The following is a 17,664-nucleotide window of genomic DNA, read 5'->3' on the forward strand; positions in this document are numbered from 1 at the left end:
AATTTGTGTAATTTAATCTTAAAATCATTATAATTTGTGACAATTAGTGTAATTCGTGTTCATTTTTTTTTAATGCGTTTGATCTGCGATTAGCCTAGAATTGTGAATGGAAAGGATTTCTTATTGTAAATAAAATCAAGAAATCACCACGTCTAAAATAAATTATTTTCCTTCATTTTTTTTCATTGCATAATAATAGGCGGCGCGACTCAAGGGCTCGTATTCTTCGGTTTCGCCGAGCATGACAAGTTTGTCATTATCGGTTTTTCTAAAACTGTAATTTGCCAGATTTCCGGTTCGAGTACAAACTGCGTGCACTTTGGTAACATATTCGGCAGTAGCCATAAGCGCAGGCATTGGACCGAAAGGATTGCCTTTGAAATCCATGTCCAATCCGGCAACAATAACACGAATGCCCTGATTTGCCAGATCATTACATATTTTCACGATTTCGTCATCAAAAAATTGCGCTTCGTCAATACCAACGACATCACAGCCTTGCGCCAAAATAGCGATGTTTGCGGCTGCTGGAACTGGTGTGGAACGAATTTCATTGGCATCATGCGACACGACCATTTCATCATGATAACGAGTATCAATGGTGGGTTTGAAAATTTCGACTTTTTGTTTGGCAAATTGGGCTCTCCTTAGTCTGCGAATGAGTTCTTCGGTTTTACCCGAAAACATCGAACCGCAAATAACTTCGATCCAGCCAAATTGTTCTTTATGATTTACTGTATTTTCGAGAAACATTTTGTATTTTTCTTGCTCTTAAAATGAATAGTTTTTATTACTTTGTAACGAAACAAACCGATATAAAAATTTTATACTTTTAGATTATTTCAAAAGTAGAAAATTTTTATCAAATCGAAGATCCGCGAACACTTATTTGCAAAATAATAATATTGTGATTAAAGGTTGCTTTCTCCTTTGGCTAAATAAAAAACAAAGAATAAATTTATTAATAAAGACACAACTTACTCACTATAATTTCAAAAGTTATGAAAAAAAGATTGGAAGCCGACTTAATGAGCATTGCACACAGAGTATTACAAATTAAAAACAAATCTGACATCAATCAATTATACATTGAATCACAGAAATTATACGAAAAACTTTCTATTTTGCGATTTGTTGAGGAGCATTTTGGAGGAGCAAAACCCACTATTGGCCAAGCCGAAATAGTAGAAAAAATGAAAGAGTTTTTTGAAAACAATACTGTATTGGAGTTCAGGGCAAATAAAGCAAATAATGAAATTGTTGCAGAAGAAATTGTTGCAGATGTAGTTGTAACCGATGAGAAAATTGAAACTTCATCGGAACAAATTGATGAAATAGCATTGGAAGAAATAATTGAGGACGAATCAATAGAATTGGATAATATTGAATTTCAACCTACATTTGAATTGGACGATGAGGAAGAAAAGGAAGTCCCAAATAAACCGGAAGAAGTTCAAATTTCCTTTTTGGATTTATTAGGTGCGGATTATAGAGAACCGCTATTTGTAAAAGTGGATCAAAGTGAAGAAACGCCAACTACAATCGCTTTTGACATTCCAGAAGAAGCCGATTTTTCAGAGGAAGAACTTTTTGGAGACATTGAAGAAAACCCAGAAAAGATTGAGCCAAAAAAAGTTTCCCTGAACGAAAAACTGTCAAAAGGCATAAATATAGATTTAAATGACAGGATTGCCTTTGTGAAACATCTTTTCGGCAATAGCGATGAGGATTATAACCGAGTTTTAAATCAGTTAATTACGTATGATAATTTTGAAGACGCCCAAAATTTTATTGAAGACTTGGTAAAACCAGATTATAACAGTTGGGAAGGAAAAGAGGATTATGCACAACGTTTTATAGAAATTGTCGAAAAAAAATTCTCATAAATGGGTAAATTATATGTTGTTCCAACGCCAATTGGTAATCTCGAAGACATGACTTTTCGAGCCGTCCGGATTCTTAAAGAAGTCGATTTGATTTTGGCAGAAGATACCCGTACAAGCGGGAAACTCTTAAAACATTTCGAGATTGGAACCCACATGCACAGCCATCACATGCATAACGAGCACAAAACGGTGGAGAATTTAATTTCGCGATTGAAAGCGGGAGAAATCATTGCGTTGATTTCTGATGCGGGAACGCCAGCCATTTCTGACCCCGGATTTTTGCTTACACGCGCCTGTGTCGAAAACGGAATTACTGTCGAGTGTTTGCCTGGAGCAACGGCTTTTGTTCCGGCTTTGGTCAATAGTGGTTTGCCAAATGACAAATTTGTTTTCGAAGGGTTTTTGCCCGACAAAAAGGGAAGACAAACTCGATATTTAGCACTTGTCGAAGAAACCAGAACAATGATTTTGTATGTTTCGCCACATAAATTAGTCAAAACTTTGGGCGAATTTATTACTTATTTTGGCGAAGACCGACCAATTTGTGTTTCTCGGGAATTATCAAAACTGCACGAAGAAAATGTTCGTGGAACCGTTCGCGAAGTGTTGACGCATTTTGAAAACAAACCACCAAAGGGAGAAATTGTGGTTGTGGTTGGCGGTAAAACAGTTCTAAAAGAGAACAAGAAAGACAAAGAATAATTTGTATGATTGGGCGAGGTAAAGGCAAAACGACTTTTTTATTAGACACCCGGATTCTAACTGGTTTGATAATTACATCAGTTTTAATGTCAAATTAAATCGTTGATATTTGAAGGATAAGGTGAAATCGGATTAAATGGAATTCCTATCAATAAAATTGAAAGAGACTTTCACCTTGCCTTTTTCTTTATTAAGAATCATTCTGGCGGCAGTTTCCCCCATTTCCTTAAAATCTGTTGAAATTACGGTTATTCCGAGCAATTCTTTTAAGGGAGTGTCATTATAGGAAATTATACCAATATCTTTTCCCAAAACAAATTCATAATCCCTAATTTGCTTTACCAAATTAACCAAGTCAGATTCTTCAATGGTAATAAACAAGTCCTCTTTTTTAAGAATCATATCATCATATACCTCATTAAGAATTTCAAAATTAATGGACTGTTCCACGCAAAATTTCCTAAACCCATGTAAAATTCTCTTCGGATAGGGATATATTGCTTTTTCGGGATAAATTAAAATCAACTTTTTATACTTAGCTATTTTCGTAAGACCTTCCTTTAAAGCATTATAAATATCATTTTCAAAATCTTGATATATCTCAATAATATTTCCTTCCATTCCAAGCTTTCCATTATCCATAATAATTAGCTTTTCTTCCGGTATTCTTTTAATAGCCTTAACTACCTCATCAGTATAACTAACATGTTTTAAATCTTCCGTTTTAAAATGTGGCATTATAACATAGTAATCGTATGCCCCTTCATTTTTGGCCAATAAATTCAAAAACAAGCTCTCATCACAATGATATATATGCAAATCTGTATGAGAATTTGGCCCAATACTATTTATAAAAGAGTTGTACGATTTCATTTTGTAAGAACTCAATTTATTAACCAAAAACAGAACATTTACTTTGGATATTAGTTTTGTTCTGGTAATATAATAACCTTTGCCTCTAATGGATGAAATTACTTTTCGTTCTTTTAAAATATTGTATGCCTTTTCCACCGTGTCTCTAGACATATAAAATTCCTCGCTAAACATATTGATTGATGGAATTTTTTGATCTATTTTAAGATTTCCATTGGAAACATTATATATAATAGAATCCACGATTTGCTTATACTTAGGCACTCGCGAATTTTCACCAATATTAATAAATTTAATCGTATTCATTTTAAAGGGATTATACCCATGGTGCATTTAGGTAATGTTAACTTTTAATTCATTGCTATTTAAACTCTTGTTTAAGGATCGAATAATTGTAAGGGTTGTATTTTAGAAAGTATTCTTATTCTAAAACCCATAAAACTTTTCGCATAATTTCTTCTAATCCTAAATTGGCTCTATAATTGAGAAAATAAAGTTTCAATTCTTTTTCTTGATTTTCTAATTATAAAGTTTGTTCTTTCTGATTGATCTAATTTTTCCCCATCGGAACTTCTAGTTTAATTTGGTGATTCCCAAACAAATTCAACTGATATCTGAGGACAAATAACCTTTATCTTCCAATAAAACACAATCGTTAAACGGTACTTTTTATAAATGTACTGGGGTTTTACTAATATAATTGAACACTATATTAAAAATAAAACACCGTCCTTTTATTTGGTTTATCATACTGTTTTTCAAGGAATTTAAATCAAATCATTATATAGTGTAATCGATTACACAAATATAGTTTTTAATATTCATTATCCAAATATTTTAGATATTATTTTAAATTATCAGTTTAAATAAACATATTTTTTAAAAAAAGTATTATTAAATTATGGGAATCTCTAAAAATTGCAAATTCTAATTCAAAATGTTTTCGCAATTTGAATTTATTTTTTTTAATTCCTCATTTTTTTTAACTTGTTTTTTTTAATGTATTGTATTTCAATAATTTATAATTACGGTAATTGGGTATTTGAGATACGTTCCTCTTTTAAAGGGTAATCCGTTGGGTAAGTAATGCCAAAAAGGCTTCTTTTAGAGGTGTATCATCGAATAGAGGATGATTTTACAGAATTAGCAGATGGGTTTATTACAAACTTAATTTTTGGTGTTTTGAAAAGAAAACCAGGTAAATTCCCATGGTTGATGGAGTTAATTATTAATGGAAGGAGTTATAGATGATTTAACGGTCAAGTTTATGAGAAAAAAAGCAGGACGCTACAGGATGGTAATTTGAAGGATAAGTTCTATTTTCACATAAAAATAAGTTTTAAATCTTTTTATTAAAGTAGTAAATGAAAACTCATAAAGTGTTGGGGGTTATTATAATTTTTCTATGTTTTTCATGCAAAGAAAAACAATGGACTACTTCTTTTGATAAAGAAGCGGTTAAGAGAGAAAGTGAGGCGCCGGTTATGGTAACAGGCAAAGAAAGTTCGATAGCTAAAGTTTGGATTGATCCAGAGACAGGGCATCGAGTAGAAAAGTTGATTGATAGGGAAGGGGAAAATAAAAGTTTTTATTTTCATAACAATCCCTTTTTACCAACCAAAGACAAAAAGGGATGGCTAATGGTATTTTATGGGAGTACGCCTAATGGGACACAACTATTTACTGTTGATTTAAAATCAAAGAATATCGTTCAAATTACGAATAAATCTGGTGAAAAAAGTGGTGAAATTGTAGGCGTTAAAACACGAAAAGTGTATTATCGAATAAATGACAGTATTTTTTCGACACATATTGACACACACAAAACGGCTTTTATCTTTAAATTCCCAACTGACAAAATGGGGTCGATAGCTACCTTAAATGCTGACGAAACAATGCTTGGCGGAGTTATATCCTCAAAAGAAGAACAAGAGATAGTGAAAAAATATCCAGAGAAAAAAGATTTTTTCGATAGAATTTATGATGCAAAATTAAAACGGACTTTGATAACAATTGATGTAAAGACTGGAAATTTAACGGAATTATTCTCTGAAAACGCTTGGTTAAACCACGAGCAATTTTCACCAACAGACCCTAAATTATTCATGTATTGTCACGAAGGACCTTGGCATAAGGTTGATAGAATATGGGCTATTAATATAGAAACCAAAATGCCCAAATTAATACATAAAAGAACGGTTAATATGGAAATTGCAGGACATGAATTTTTTAGTCCAGAAGGTAAAACAATTTGGTTTGATCTTCAAATTCCAAGAGGCGAAACGTTTTATTTGGCCGGTAAAAATTTAGAGAATGGAGAAGAAAAAAGGTACGCATTAAAACGCGATGAATGGTCTATTCATTACAACATAGCACCAGATTTAAAAACCTTTGCCGGTGATGGTGGAAACGATGGCCAAGTTGCCCATGCCAAAGACGGCCGATGGATTTATCACTTTGTGCCTAACGGAGATCACTTTGAGTCTACAAAACTGGTTAATATGAAAAATCATAATTACAAATTAGAACCCAATGTGCATTTTTCTCCTGACGGAAAATGGATTATTTTTAGGGCTAATTTTGAAGGAAATTCTCAGGTCTATGCAGTAGAAATTGATAAATCAAAACAATAATTTATGTCGATAAAACTTAAAAAACATCATGTCTTTATAATAATAGGCATTCTTTTTTCTTTGCCATCTTTGGCTCAAAATGTAGCCACAACTTCGCCTTGGCCAGTAATAACAAATACAAATCAGCCTTGGGCTCGCTGGTGGTGGATGGGAAGCGCCGTTGATAAACCCAATCTTAAAAAAAGTCTTTTAGATTTTCATAAAGCTGGAATAGGCGGTGTTGAAATAACGCCAATTTATGGTGTAAAAGGAGAAGAGAATAATTTTATAGATTACCTCTCCCCAAAATGGATGGAAATGTTGGATTATACAATTCACATAGCCGATAGTACCGGTATGCAAGTTGACATGGTGCTGGGTACAGGATGGCCTTATGGCGGGCCGCAAGTTACTTTGCCTTATGCAGCCACAAAATTGGTAGTAGAAAAATACAGTGTAAAAAAAGGAGCGAAAATCATTCAGGAAATTAAACCGGATAGTACCAAAGAAAAAGTACCTGCCCAACTTTTGTATGTTGTGGCTTATGGCGCCAATGGTTCTTATATTGACCTAACGGATCAATTGGACGGAACGCTATTAAAATGGAAAGCAAAAAAAACAGACTATACCATATATGCTGTTTTTAGTGGTAAAACAGGTCAGCAGGTAAAACGCGCAGCGCCAGGAGGTAAAGGATACACTTTAGATCATTATTCGGAAGAAGCGCTTAATACTTATGTAGTTCCGTTTGACAAAGCATTCAAAGGTTTTGAAGGGAAAATACGATCCATTTTTAATGATAGTTATGAAGTCTATGATACTGATTTTACACCTCAATTCTTTACAGAATTTCAAAATAGAAGAGGATATGATCTTAAAAAACAACTTCCAAAATTATTAAGCAAAACTGACACTGAGGTTGATAATAGAATTAAAAGTGATTATCGTGAAACCCTATCCGATTTATTATTGAACCATTTTGATACGCCATGGACGAATTGGGCACACACTAAAAATTTCAAAACCCGACTTCAAGCGCATGGATCCCCAGGGAATTTGATCGATTTATATGCTTCCGCAGATATTCCGGAATGCGAAACTTTCGGCTCTATGCCATTTGATATTTCGGGTTTAAGACGAGAAAAACAAGATATTCGCGAAGGCGATGCTGATCCTGCAATGCTTAAATTCTCATCATCGGCAGCACATATTTCAGGAAAACCATTGGTTTCTTCAGAGACTTTTACTTGGTTGAGAGATCATTTCAAAATAGCATTATCCCAATGTAAACCTGAAGCCGAGGAATTGCTTCTCAACGGAATCAACCATATATTTCTTCATGGTTCCACTTATTCGCCAGAAAGAGCAAAATGGCCAGGTTGGAAATTTTATGCTTCTGGAAATTTTAATGCAACCAATCCAATTTGGGAGGATGCCCCTTCCTTATTTTCGTATATCGCAAATTGTCAGTCAATGCTTCAACAGGGTAAATCGGACAATGAAACCTTATTATATTGGCCTATTTATGACACCTGGGATAAGTACCAAGGCGGGACTTTATTTTTTCAGTTTAAAATACATTCCCTTTCAGAATGGTTAAAAGGAACTTCGTTTTATGACACTGCCAAAAACCTAATATCGAAAGGCTATGGAGTAGATTATATTTCGGATAATTTTATCGCTCAGGCTGAGGTTAAAGACGGGAAAATAGTTTTGCCCGGAGGAACGTTTAAATCTTTGATTGTTCCTGTTTGCGAAAAAATGCCTTTGGCAACTTTAGAAAAATTGATAGCTTTGAAAAAAGCTGGAGGAAAAATTATTTTTCAAGGACTTCCAACGTCTGTTCCTGGCTTTTATGAATATGAAGAACAAAACAAAAAATTAGCCGCTTTAATTGCAGAAAATAAGAATAATGTCCAACCTGTTTCTGATGTTTTCAAAGCGCTAGAAACTGCTGATGTATATCCAGAAACATTGGTAAACACAGGTTTAAAATATATTAGAAGAGCCATTGACGGAGAAAAAACATACTATTTAGTGAATCACACCTCAAAAGTGATCGATGGATTTATTCCGTTAAGAGTTGGCAACAAGGAAGTGGTGATTTTTGATCCTTTAACTAAAGAATATGGCAATGCTATTGTTCAAAAGAAAGCAGATGTTACCTTGGTAAAACTCCGAATCGAATCCGGTCAATCTTTTATTCTTAAAACGGAAGATGTAGCCACGCAGAAGGAATGGAAATATTTTGAAAAATCAGCCGATCCAATTGTTTTAAAAGGGAATTGGGAAATTTCATTTGATAAAGGAGGACCTCAATTACCTGCGAAGGCTACAATTTCCACTTTAGAATCTTGGACAAAATTAAGCCACGACACCGAAGCATTTTCTGGAACCGCCACTTATAATTTGCAATTTGATGCGCCAAAAACAGAAGCCAATAATTGGAGTTTGAATCTTGGTGATGTGCGCGAAAGTGCCGAAGTTTGGTTGAATGGAATTTACATTGGAACTGTGTGGTCTAATCCTTTTACAATCAACTTAGGGAAATTGAAAAAAGGAAAAAATACATTGACCGTAAAAGTCACCAATCTTGGTGCAAACCGAGTTCGCGATATGGAACTTAGAGGGGAAGAATGGAAAATATTTTACGAAATAAATATGGTTGATAAAGATTATAAAAAATTTGATGCGACTAAATGGGATCCTACACCATCTGGATTGTTGGGGCCAGTTTCCATTACGCCACTAAAACAAAACAATTAATTATTAAATAACGATTCCTAAAGAATGAAAAAGCCACTTTTATTTTTCGCTATATTCCTCCTATATACTGGCACTACAGTGGCACAACAAACATTTGACAGAAACTTGGTGTTGAAACAAATGCAATCGGCCAATGCGTATTTTATGGATAAATGGCCTGATACCGGAAAAACTATAATCACTAATAAGGAACGTCCCAGCAATATTTGGACGCGTAGTGTGTATTATGAGGGATTAATGGCATTGCACGAAATTTATCCTAAAGAAGCTTATTATGATTATGCATATTCTTGGGCAGAATTTCATAAATGGGGATTTAATGGCGGGAATACCACCAGAAATGCAGATAATTATTGTGCCGCTCAAACCTACATCGATTTGTATAAGTTAGAACCTGATTCTAAAAAATTGAAGAACACAAAAGCATGTGTTAATATGCTGTTGAATACGCCTCAATTGGATGATTGGTCATGGATTGATGCCATCCAAATGGGAATGCCTGTTTTTGCAAAACTGGGAGTCTTGGAAAAAGAGGACAGGTATTTTGAAAAAATGTACGGAATGTACATGTATTCCAGAAATAAACATGGAGACCATGGGCTTTTCAATCCTAAGGACGGTTTATGGTGGCGGGATGCTAATTTTGACCCACCCTATAAAGAACCTAATGGGGAGGATTGTTACTGGAGTCGCGGTAACGGATGGGTAATTGCTGCCTTGGCAAAAGTGCTGACAATAATTCCAGAAAATGCTCCACACAGAAAACAGTATGTTTCCGATTTAAAGGCTATGGCCAAAGCGCTGGCATTGGTTCAACGTGAAGATGGTTTTTGGAACGTAAGTTTACACGATAAAAACAACTTTGGAGAAAAAGAAATGTCTGGAACGGCTTTGTTTGTATATGGTATGGCTTATGGAATCAATAGCGGAATATTAGAAAAAGACATCTATTTACCAATTGTAAAAAAAGCATGGAATGCAATGACGGAAAAAGGATTGCATGAAAATGGATTTTTAGGTTATCTTCAGTCAACTGGTAAAGAACCAAAAGACGGCCAGCCTTTATCGTATGACAAGATTCCTGATTTTGAAGATTATGGATTGGGATGTTTTTTACTGGCAGGATCAGAAATTTATAAAATGAAATTATAGCTAATGATTGAACTCAAAAAAGCCGCTTATTTTTGGTTCTTGTTATTGATCTTTTCAACTTCGTTTTCGCAAGAATTTGTTAGAAATAAATATAATTTTAACGCGGATTGGAAATTGAAACCGGGAGATTTTCAGGAGGCAAAGAACATTAATTTTGATGATAAAAATTGGGAATCCGTTACGCTTCCGTATGCTTACAATCAAAAAGAGGCTTTTAAAGTTTCAATTGAAAAACTAACTACAGGAATTGTTTGGTATCGCAAGAAATTTAAATTACCCAAAGGGATTTCAAATAAAAAAATATTTCTGGAATTTGAAGGAATTCGTCAAGGCGGCGTGATTTATGTTAATGGCAAAGAGGTTGGCGTTCATGAAAATGGAGTCATGGCTTTTGGTTTAGATATTAGCGAATTCATAAAGCCATTTCCTTTTCAAAATGTTGTGGCACTTCGTATTGATAATGATTGGAAATACAAAGAACAAAAAACGGGAACTACTTTTCAATGGAATAACATCAATTTTAATGCAAACTACGGAGGAATTCCAAAGAATGTTTTTCTGCATATTGCCGATAAATTATATCAGACTTTGCCCCTGTATTCAAGTCTGGAAACAACAGGGACTTATATTCATGCCACCCAAATTAATATTCCGGAGAAATCAGCCTTAATAACCGCTGAATCTGAGGTGAAAAATGAATACGCAGTTCCTAAAACTTTTTCGTATCAAGTTGTATTGTTAGATATTAATAAAAATAAGCTAGCTGAATTCTCGGGAGAAAAAACAACAATTGCTTCAGGTGAAACAAAAATTATTAAAGCCAGTCAACAGGTAAAATCATTACAATTTTGGAGTTGGGGATACGGTTATTTATATACCGTAAAAACAATTTTGAAAGTGGACGGAAAAGTTATAGATGAAGTTGAAACCAAAACAGGTTTTCGTAAAACGGAATTTGGAAATGGTGAAGTTAAACTCAACGACCGTGTTATACAACTCAAAGGATACGGTCAGCGAACGAGTAACGAATGGCCAGCAATAGGAATGTCGGTTCCGGCATGGTTGAGCGATTTTAGCAATCAATTAATAGTGGAAGGAAATGGTAATTTAGTGCGATGGATGCACGTTACACCATGGAAACAAGATGTAGAATCCTGCGATAGAGTAGGGTTGATGCAAGCAATGCCGGCAGGCGATGCCGAAAAAGATGCTAAAGGCGAGCAATGGAATCAGCGTGTAAATCTCATGAAAGATGCCATCATTTATAATCGAAATAATCCAAGTATTATCTTTTATGAATGTGGAAATTCAGTCATCAGTGAAGCGCACATGCACGAGATGAAAACAATCCGAAATAGTTTCGATCCTCATGGCGGAAGAGCGATTGGGGCACGTGAAATGTTGGACAGCCAAGAAGCTGAGTACGGTGGTGAAATGCTTTATGTTAATAAAAGCGCTAAAAAACCATTATGGGCAATGGAATATTCCAGGGATGAGGGACTTCGGAAATATTGGGATGAGTATTCTCCTCCTTTTCATAAAGAAGGTGAAGGTCCATTATACAAAGGACAATCCGCAGAAGACTACAATCATAATCAAGATAAACATGCCATTGAAGACGTAATTCGATGGAATGATTATTATAAAGAACGCCCCGGAACAGGTAAAAGAGTAAGCTCGGGTGGCGTAAATATTATTTTTTCGGACTCCAATACCCATCACAGAGGAGAAGAAAATTATAGAACCAGTGGCGAAGTGGATGCTATGCGAATTCCGAAAGATGGTTATTTTGCACACCAAGTTATCTGGGATGGCTGGGTGGATATTGAACACTATCGAACTTATATTTTAGGCCATTGGAATTATTCAGATAAAGTGATAAAAAAGGAATATGTAGTTTCAACCGGAGATAAAGTAGAACTTTTTGTAAATGGCAAATCTAAAGGCTTTGGAACAAAAACGAACTCTTTTCTGTTTACTTTTGATGCTATTCAATGGGAAGCTGGAACCATAAAAGCAGTGAGTTACAATGCTAAAGGAGAAATTCTCAACGAAGCAACAAAAACTACTTCGGGTGCTCCTTTTGCCATTAAACTAACTCCGCATACAAATCCCAACGGAGTGTTAGCGGATGGTGCCGACGTGGCTCTGGTAGATGTGGAAGTTGTTGATAAAAAAGGCATTCGCTGTCCTACTAACAATGCGATGATTAATTTCTCTCTAACAGGAGAAGCTACTTGGTTAGGAGGAATTGCTCAAGGACCAGACAATTATATTCTTTCGAAAAATTTGCCTGTAGAAAATGGAGTAAATAGAATTATGATACAATCGACCCCGAAAGCTGGAGAAATACACATTTCTGCAAAATCTGAAGGATTACAATCGTCAGAAATAGTCCTGAATACCAATGCGATTGCAACAGAAAATGGACTTTCTAAACAAATTCCTGAAGCCGATTTAGCATCAAATTTAAAAAAAGGTCCAACTCCAGAAACAGCTTCTTATACCAAGAAAAGAAATCCTGTTTTTATTGTAAATGCCAACGCATTAGCTAATAATGCTGATGCGTATAAAAGTTATGATGATAATGAACTTACGGAATGGAGAAATGATGGGAGGATAAGTACGGGTCAAATTACCTATACTTTAGACAAGCCATCGGTGATAAATGAATGTGTGGTTAAATTAACAGGTTGGAGAACCAAGAGTTATCCTATTCGGATTTTGGCTGATGGTAAAGAAGTATTTAATGGGAATACAGAACAAAGTTTGGGATATATCATATTAACTTTAAAACCCGTTTTAGCAAAACAAATAACTATTGAACTAACAGGAATCAATTCAGAAAAAAATGCTTTTGACAAAATTACTGAAGTAGATCCAACAAAAGAATTAGATTTGTTCAAAGATAAAACAGCAGTCGATGCAAAAGGTCAGTTGCGAATAGTTGAAATAGAATTTTATGAAAAACAAGATGAATAATATCAGTGGCATTAAATTAGTGTTGATTTTTTTATGTTTTGGATTTACTTCCACAATTTTTTCCCAAAATAAGGAGATTCCCTTATGGGATAAAATACCGGGGGCTATTCATTCTACAGATTACAAAGAAGAAGTTTCGTATGAAACCGATGGAATTGTAAAAGGATTCGGTAAAGTTTCCGAGCCCACCCTTTCTATTTTTTTGGCAGATCAGGAAAAATCCAATGGCGCCGCCGTAATTATTTGTCCGGGAGGGGGTTATTCGCATTTGGCAATCAATAAGGAAGGCTATAAGGTGGCAAAGTGGTTCAATAGTTTAGGAATTTCGGCTTTTGTGTTAAAGTATCGAATGCCCAGTGATATCACGATGCAAAACAAGGAAATCGGACCTTTGCAAGATGGGCAGGAAGCGATACGAGTACTCCGTCGCAATGCCATAAAATGGAAGCTGAATCCCAATAAAATAGGAATTATGGGATTTTCGGCAGGAGGACATTTAGCGGCTACTTTATCGACTCAATATAACGAAAAGACGTATGTTGCTAAAGATACTATCAGTGCTCGCCCAAATTTTTCTATCCTTATTTACCCCGTAATTTCAATGGAAGACGGAATTACGCATATTGGTTCAAAAAAATATCTTTTGGGAGATAATCCCAGCAAGGATATGATTGAAAAATATTCGATTGACAAACAGGTTATCAATGCTACGCCAAAAACATTTTTAGTCCAAGCCACTGATGACAAAACGGTGCCAGTTGAGAATAGCATCAATTATTATTTGGCATTAAAACAACATCATATTCCAGTCGAAATGCATATCTATGAAAGTGGAGGACATGGTTTTGGTTTAGGCACAGAAGGAACCAATAAAGACTGGCCAAAAGCTTGTGAAAAATGGTTGGATACAAACGGATATATTCAAAAACATGAAGGATATATTTTCTCCTATTTTAAAGGAAATGGCGAAGATGGTTTACACTTAGCCTATAGTGACGATGGATATCAATGGAAAGCTTTAAAAAATGACACTCCTTTTTTAACTCCTGAAGTAGGGAAAGATAAATTAATGAGAGATCCTTGCATCATAAAAGGAGGTGATGGAATATACCACATGGTGTGGACGGTAAGTTGGACGGATAAGGGAATAGGGTATGCATCCTCAAAAGATTTGATCCATTGGTCCAAACAGGAATTTATTCCCGTTATGGCCTATGAGAAAAATACACGGAATACTTGGGCTCCTGAAATAACCTATGACAGTGAAGAAAATAATTATATGATCTATTGGGCGTCCACTATAGAGGGGAAGTTTCCAGAGACCAAGTCAGATGATGAAAAAGGATACAATCATAGGATTTATTATACGACTACGAAAGATTTTAAAGATTTTGCCCCGACTAAATTACTTTATGAGCCTGGTTTTAATGTGATAGACGCCACGATCTTAAAACAAGATAAGGGGTTTGTCATGTTTTTAAAGGACGAGACGCGTAATCCCGTAGAGAAAAATATAAAAATAGCTTATAGTGAAAATTTGACGGGACCCTATAGTAAAGCCAGTGACCCTATTACGGGCGATTATTGGGCAGAAGGGCCTACCGCTACCAAAATAGATGGAGATTGGGTAGTTTACTTTGATAAATATACCGAGAAAAAATATGGTGCCGTAAAAGAAACGGCAAATGGTTGGAAGGATATTTCCGAAAAGATCAATTTTCCCTTGGGAACCCGTCACGGTAGTGTTTTGAGGGTTTCGGCAGCAGTGCTTTCTCAATTAAAAGAATAATCGTTTCATATTAAACCACCTCGAGGTAGAGCGCAGAGGTACAGGAACATAGATAATTGTTGACTATGTATTTTTCAGGATTGCATAAAAAGTTGGGAATTTGCGGTTTTCCAGAAATATGCGCTGCGGATGATGAAAATTTAAGCATAACGGGATCGGCATCTCCCTCACGAATGTCTTGTTTTTCTCGCCTTAGACCAGAAATGTCAAATGGCATAGAACCAAAAGTCTCGCATTCTGGAATATCTGCGGAGGCGTATAAATCGATAAGATTTCCGGGAGATCCATGGGCTTGAAGTCGAGTTTTGAAATTTTTAAAGTGTGCCCAATTCGTCCAGGGTTTATCAAAACGGTTCAATAATAAATCGGATAGGGTTTCCCGATAATCGCTTTTAATTCTATTATCAACTTCATTATCCGTTTTGCTTAACAATTTCGGCAACTGTTTTTTAAGATCATATCCTCTTCTGCTTTCAAATTCGGTGAAGAATTGAGGCGTAAAATCGGTATCATAGACTTCATAACTATCATTAAAAATGGAACGTATTTTTCCTTTAAAACCTTTGAATGCTTTGTCAAATGGAACCACATAAGTATTAAGTGCTTCTTCCGAATAATGATCTAAAGTGTAGCCTTTGCCTCCTGGCGCTGCGCGTTTTACTTGCTGTCCTGTTTTGCCACTGAAAACAGCATAAAGTGTATATGCTGTTTTTTTGGCTTTCCATTTTAAAAGTGTTCCGTCCAATTGATCCGTTAGGTCAATATAAGAACCATTGGCGCCATATCCCACAACATACAAAAGTTGGGCTGGTACTTTTTCTTTCGTACTATCTAATTTGATTTCCTGAATTATTTTTGCCCCTTTTTTTACGCTGTATTTTTCTACCACCAGTTTCGTGGCGGCATAAGGCAAGCTTACTTGAGGCCCACCATAAGGCCATCCCGTACCCAGCACCATATCAACTTGCATACCAGTACTATCAGCTATATGAATTGTATAATCCAACATTTCCATCCACTTTGGAGAGAGGTAATCAATAAAATTATTTTCTTCTCCTTTTACGCCATAAATTGGCGTTATTTCAACACCTCCTATTCCAGATTTATGAAAATCTAAAAGACTTTTTTTAAGATTTGGCTTATCAACAGCGCTGCCCATCCACCACCAGCGAGCCCAGGGTTGATTTGTATTGGTTATTTCTGGCCATGGGGAAGGTGCTATTTCTTGTGCCGAAGATTCAAAAGAAAAGAAAATACCTATAATTAAAAGGGCGTAATATTTTTTTAGTTTCATTATTGTAAATTATTGTAATGATTTATTTCTACGGCATAGACCTGAACATTTCCCTCAAAATTTGCGCGAAAAATAATCCATTTCCCGTCTGGAGAAAAATGCACATTGGGCTCCAGTTTGTAATTATGATTTTTCATATTCACTAACTTTTCGGAAACAAAGTGATCTCCATCAGGCACAAAATGATAAATCCATCGACCATCTTTAGCATGGGCAACCTGCCCGTCATCTCCACCATCTCCAGCAAAGGATTTCAAATCTGGTGCTATGTTGTAATGAATAGACCATTCATCGCGTTTTAATGCATATCGTTTTTCCTCTCCATTTTCTAAATTTTTACCTGCTAAATAAAAAGTTTCTCCTCTGGGAATTTGAAGATCAAACCAAATTGTCTTACCGTCTGGACTGAAAAACTCATGGCCAGCAATTTCCCTGTCGACCGTTCTTTTATGAATTAGTTTTTGTTTTTTTGTGTCAATGTCAATATTCCATATTCTATCTACCTTATGCCAAGGGCCTTCATGGCAATACATAAATAATTTAGGATTGGTTGGAGAAAATTGCTCATGATTCAACCAAGCATTTTCGGAAAACAATTTTTTTAAATTTCCTGTAGCCACATCAATTGTAATCAAAGTGCGCTCCAGTTTTGCATCATATATTCTATCGAAAAAATCTTTTTTCTCTGGGTATTTTTTCACTATCTCTTGTTCTTCTTTTGAAGATATGACTCCGCCAAGCATTGTTTCGTCAGCATTTAAGGTAGCTATCGACCCCATTCTGTCAGTTGGGAATTTAAAGATAAAAGTCGTTTTGTGTGTGTCAATATGTGTCGAAAAAATACTGTCATTTATTCGATAATACACTTTTCTTGTTTTAACGCCTACAATTTCACCACTTTTTTCGCCAGATTTATTCGTGATTTGAACGATACTCTTTGATTTTAGATCAACAGTGAATAGTTGTGTCCCATTAGGCGTACTCCCATAAAATACCATTAGCCATCCCTTTTTGTCCTTGGTTGGTAAAAAAGGATTATTATGAAAATAAAAACTTTTATTTTCACCTTCTCTATCAATCAACTTCTCTATTTTATGACCTGTAGACGCATCTACCCAAACTTTAGAAACCGAACTTTCTTTAGCCGTTTCCAAAATTGGAATCTTGTTCTCTTTGCGAATAATTTTGGCATTATAACTAGTAGTGCTTTGTTTTTCCTTACATGAAAAACATAGAAAAATTATAATAACCACCAACACTTTGTGAATTTTCATTTGCTACTTTAATAAAAAGGTTTAAAACTAATTTTTATGTGAAAATAGAACTTATCCTTTGAATTACCATCCTGTAGCATCCTGCTTTTATTTTTGTAAACTTGTCCGTTAAATTGCCTATAACTCATTTTATAAATAATTAACTCAATCAATAACAAGTTCTTACGTGGTTTTTTAAAATGGCTTACTATTCAATCTGTAATAGAAACCCGTTTGGATAATTCTGTAAAAAATCATCCTCTATTCGATGATGTACCTCTAAAAGAAGTGCTTTGACATTACCTATCTAACGGATTACATTTAGTTTTATCTACTTTATGTGCAGTATGGTGTA

The 17,664-nt window shown here is 35.1% G+C and carries 11 protein-coding genes and 1 pseudogene; 7 read left to right on the forward strand and 5 right to left on the reverse strand.

All coding sequences use genetic code 11. The features are described 5' to 3' along the window. Positions 1-162: 162 nt before the first annotated feature. Positions 163-753, reverse strand: a complete 591-nt coding sequence (locus B2145_RS05385) for a thymidine kinase (protein WP_291099303.1) — start codon at positions 751-753, stop codon at positions 163-165. Between the two features lie 248 nt (positions 754-1,001). Between B2145_RS05385 and B2145_RS05390 the strand changes: the two genes are divergently transcribed. Next, on the forward strand, positions 1,002-1,886 hold the full coding sequence (locus tag B2145_RS05390) for a hypothetical protein (RefSeq protein WP_291099306.1): 885 nt from the start codon (positions 1,002-1,004) through the stop codon (positions 1,884-1,886). Beyond that, positions 1,887-2,588 carry a 16S rRNA (cytidine(1402)-2'-O)-methyltransferase gene (rsmI, locus tag B2145_RS05395; protein WP_291099308.1) on the forward strand — a complete coding sequence of 234 codons (702 nt, stop codon included), beginning with the start codon at positions 1,887-1,889 and terminating at the stop codon, positions 2,586-2,588. A 132-nt stretch (positions 2,589-2,720) separates the two neighbouring features. Here rsmI and B2145_RS05400 read toward each other — a convergent pair whose 3' ends face one another. Both B2145_RS05400 and B2145_RS17700 read right to left on the reverse strand, forming a co-directional pair. After that, positions 2,721-3,767, reverse strand: a complete 1,047-nt coding sequence (locus B2145_RS05400; RefSeq protein ID WP_291099310.1) for a GntR family transcriptional regulator — start codon at positions 3,765-3,767, stop codon at positions 2,721-2,723. An 83-nt stretch (positions 3,768-3,850) separates the two neighbouring features. Then, positions 3,851-4,130 (reverse strand): annotated as a pseudogene (locus tag B2145_RS17700) (transposase); the annotation flags it as partial. A 695-nt stretch (positions 4,131-4,825) separates the two neighbouring features. On the opposite strand from B2145_RS17700, the gene B2145_RS05405 reads away from it, so the two are divergent. The 5 genes from B2145_RS05405 to B2145_RS05425 are packed head-to-tail and all read left to right on the forward strand — an operon-like array spanning position 4,826 to position 14,762. Continuing rightward, the gene (locus B2145_RS05405) at positions 4,826-6,094 is read left to right on the forward strand and encodes an oligogalacturonate lyase family protein (protein WP_291099313.1); all 1,269 of its coding nucleotides are present in this window, start codon (positions 4,826-4,828) and stop codon (positions 6,092-6,094) included. Positions 6,095-6,097: 3 nt separating this feature from the next. After that, the gene (locus tag B2145_RS05410; protein WP_291099315.1) at positions 6,098-8,839 is read left to right on the forward strand and encodes a glycosyl hydrolase; all 2,742 of its coding nucleotides are present in this window, start codon (positions 6,098-6,100) and stop codon (positions 8,837-8,839) included. 24 nt (positions 8,840-8,863) lie between these two features. Beyond that, entirely contained in the window at positions 8,864-9,991 is a 1,128-nt protein-coding gene (locus tag B2145_RS05415) for a glycoside hydrolase family 88 protein (RefSeq protein WP_291099318.1), read from the forward strand. A 3-nt stretch (positions 9,992-9,994) separates the two neighbouring features. Beyond that, positions 9,995-12,973, forward strand: coding sequence for a glycoside hydrolase family 2 protein (locus B2145_RS05420; RefSeq protein WP_291099321.1), 2,979 nt, complete (start codon positions 9,995-9,997; stop codon positions 12,971-12,973). Then, on the forward strand, positions 12,954-14,762 hold the full coding sequence (locus B2145_RS05425) for a prolyl oligopeptidase family serine peptidase (RefSeq protein ID WP_291099323.1): 1,809 nt from the start codon (positions 12,954-12,956) through the stop codon (positions 14,760-14,762). The genes B2145_RS05420 and B2145_RS05425 overlap by 20 nt, the downstream gene beginning before the upstream one ends. A gap of 10 nt (positions 14,763-14,772) precedes the next feature. Here the strand turns inward: B2145_RS05425 and B2145_RS05430 are convergent, their stop codons facing one another. Next, a complete protein-coding gene (locus B2145_RS05430) occupies positions 14,773-16,056 on the reverse strand; it encodes a glycosyl hydrolase (protein ID WP_291099326.1) in 1,284 nt (427 codons plus the stop codon). Continuing rightward, positions 16,056-17,330 carry an oligogalacturonate lyase family protein gene (locus tag B2145_RS05435; RefSeq protein ID WP_291099329.1) on the reverse strand — a complete coding sequence of 425 codons (1,275 nt, stop codon included), beginning with the start codon at positions 17,328-17,330 and terminating at the stop codon, positions 16,056-16,058. Before B2145_RS05435 ends, B2145_RS05430 begins: the two co-directional genes overlap by 1 nt. Positions 17,331-17,664 lie beyond the last annotated feature (334 nt).

Source organism: Flavobacterium sp. UBA5153, assembly GCA_002413745.1.
GTDB lineage: Bacteria > Bacteroidota > Bacteroidia > Flavobacteriales > Flavobacteriaceae > Flavobacterium.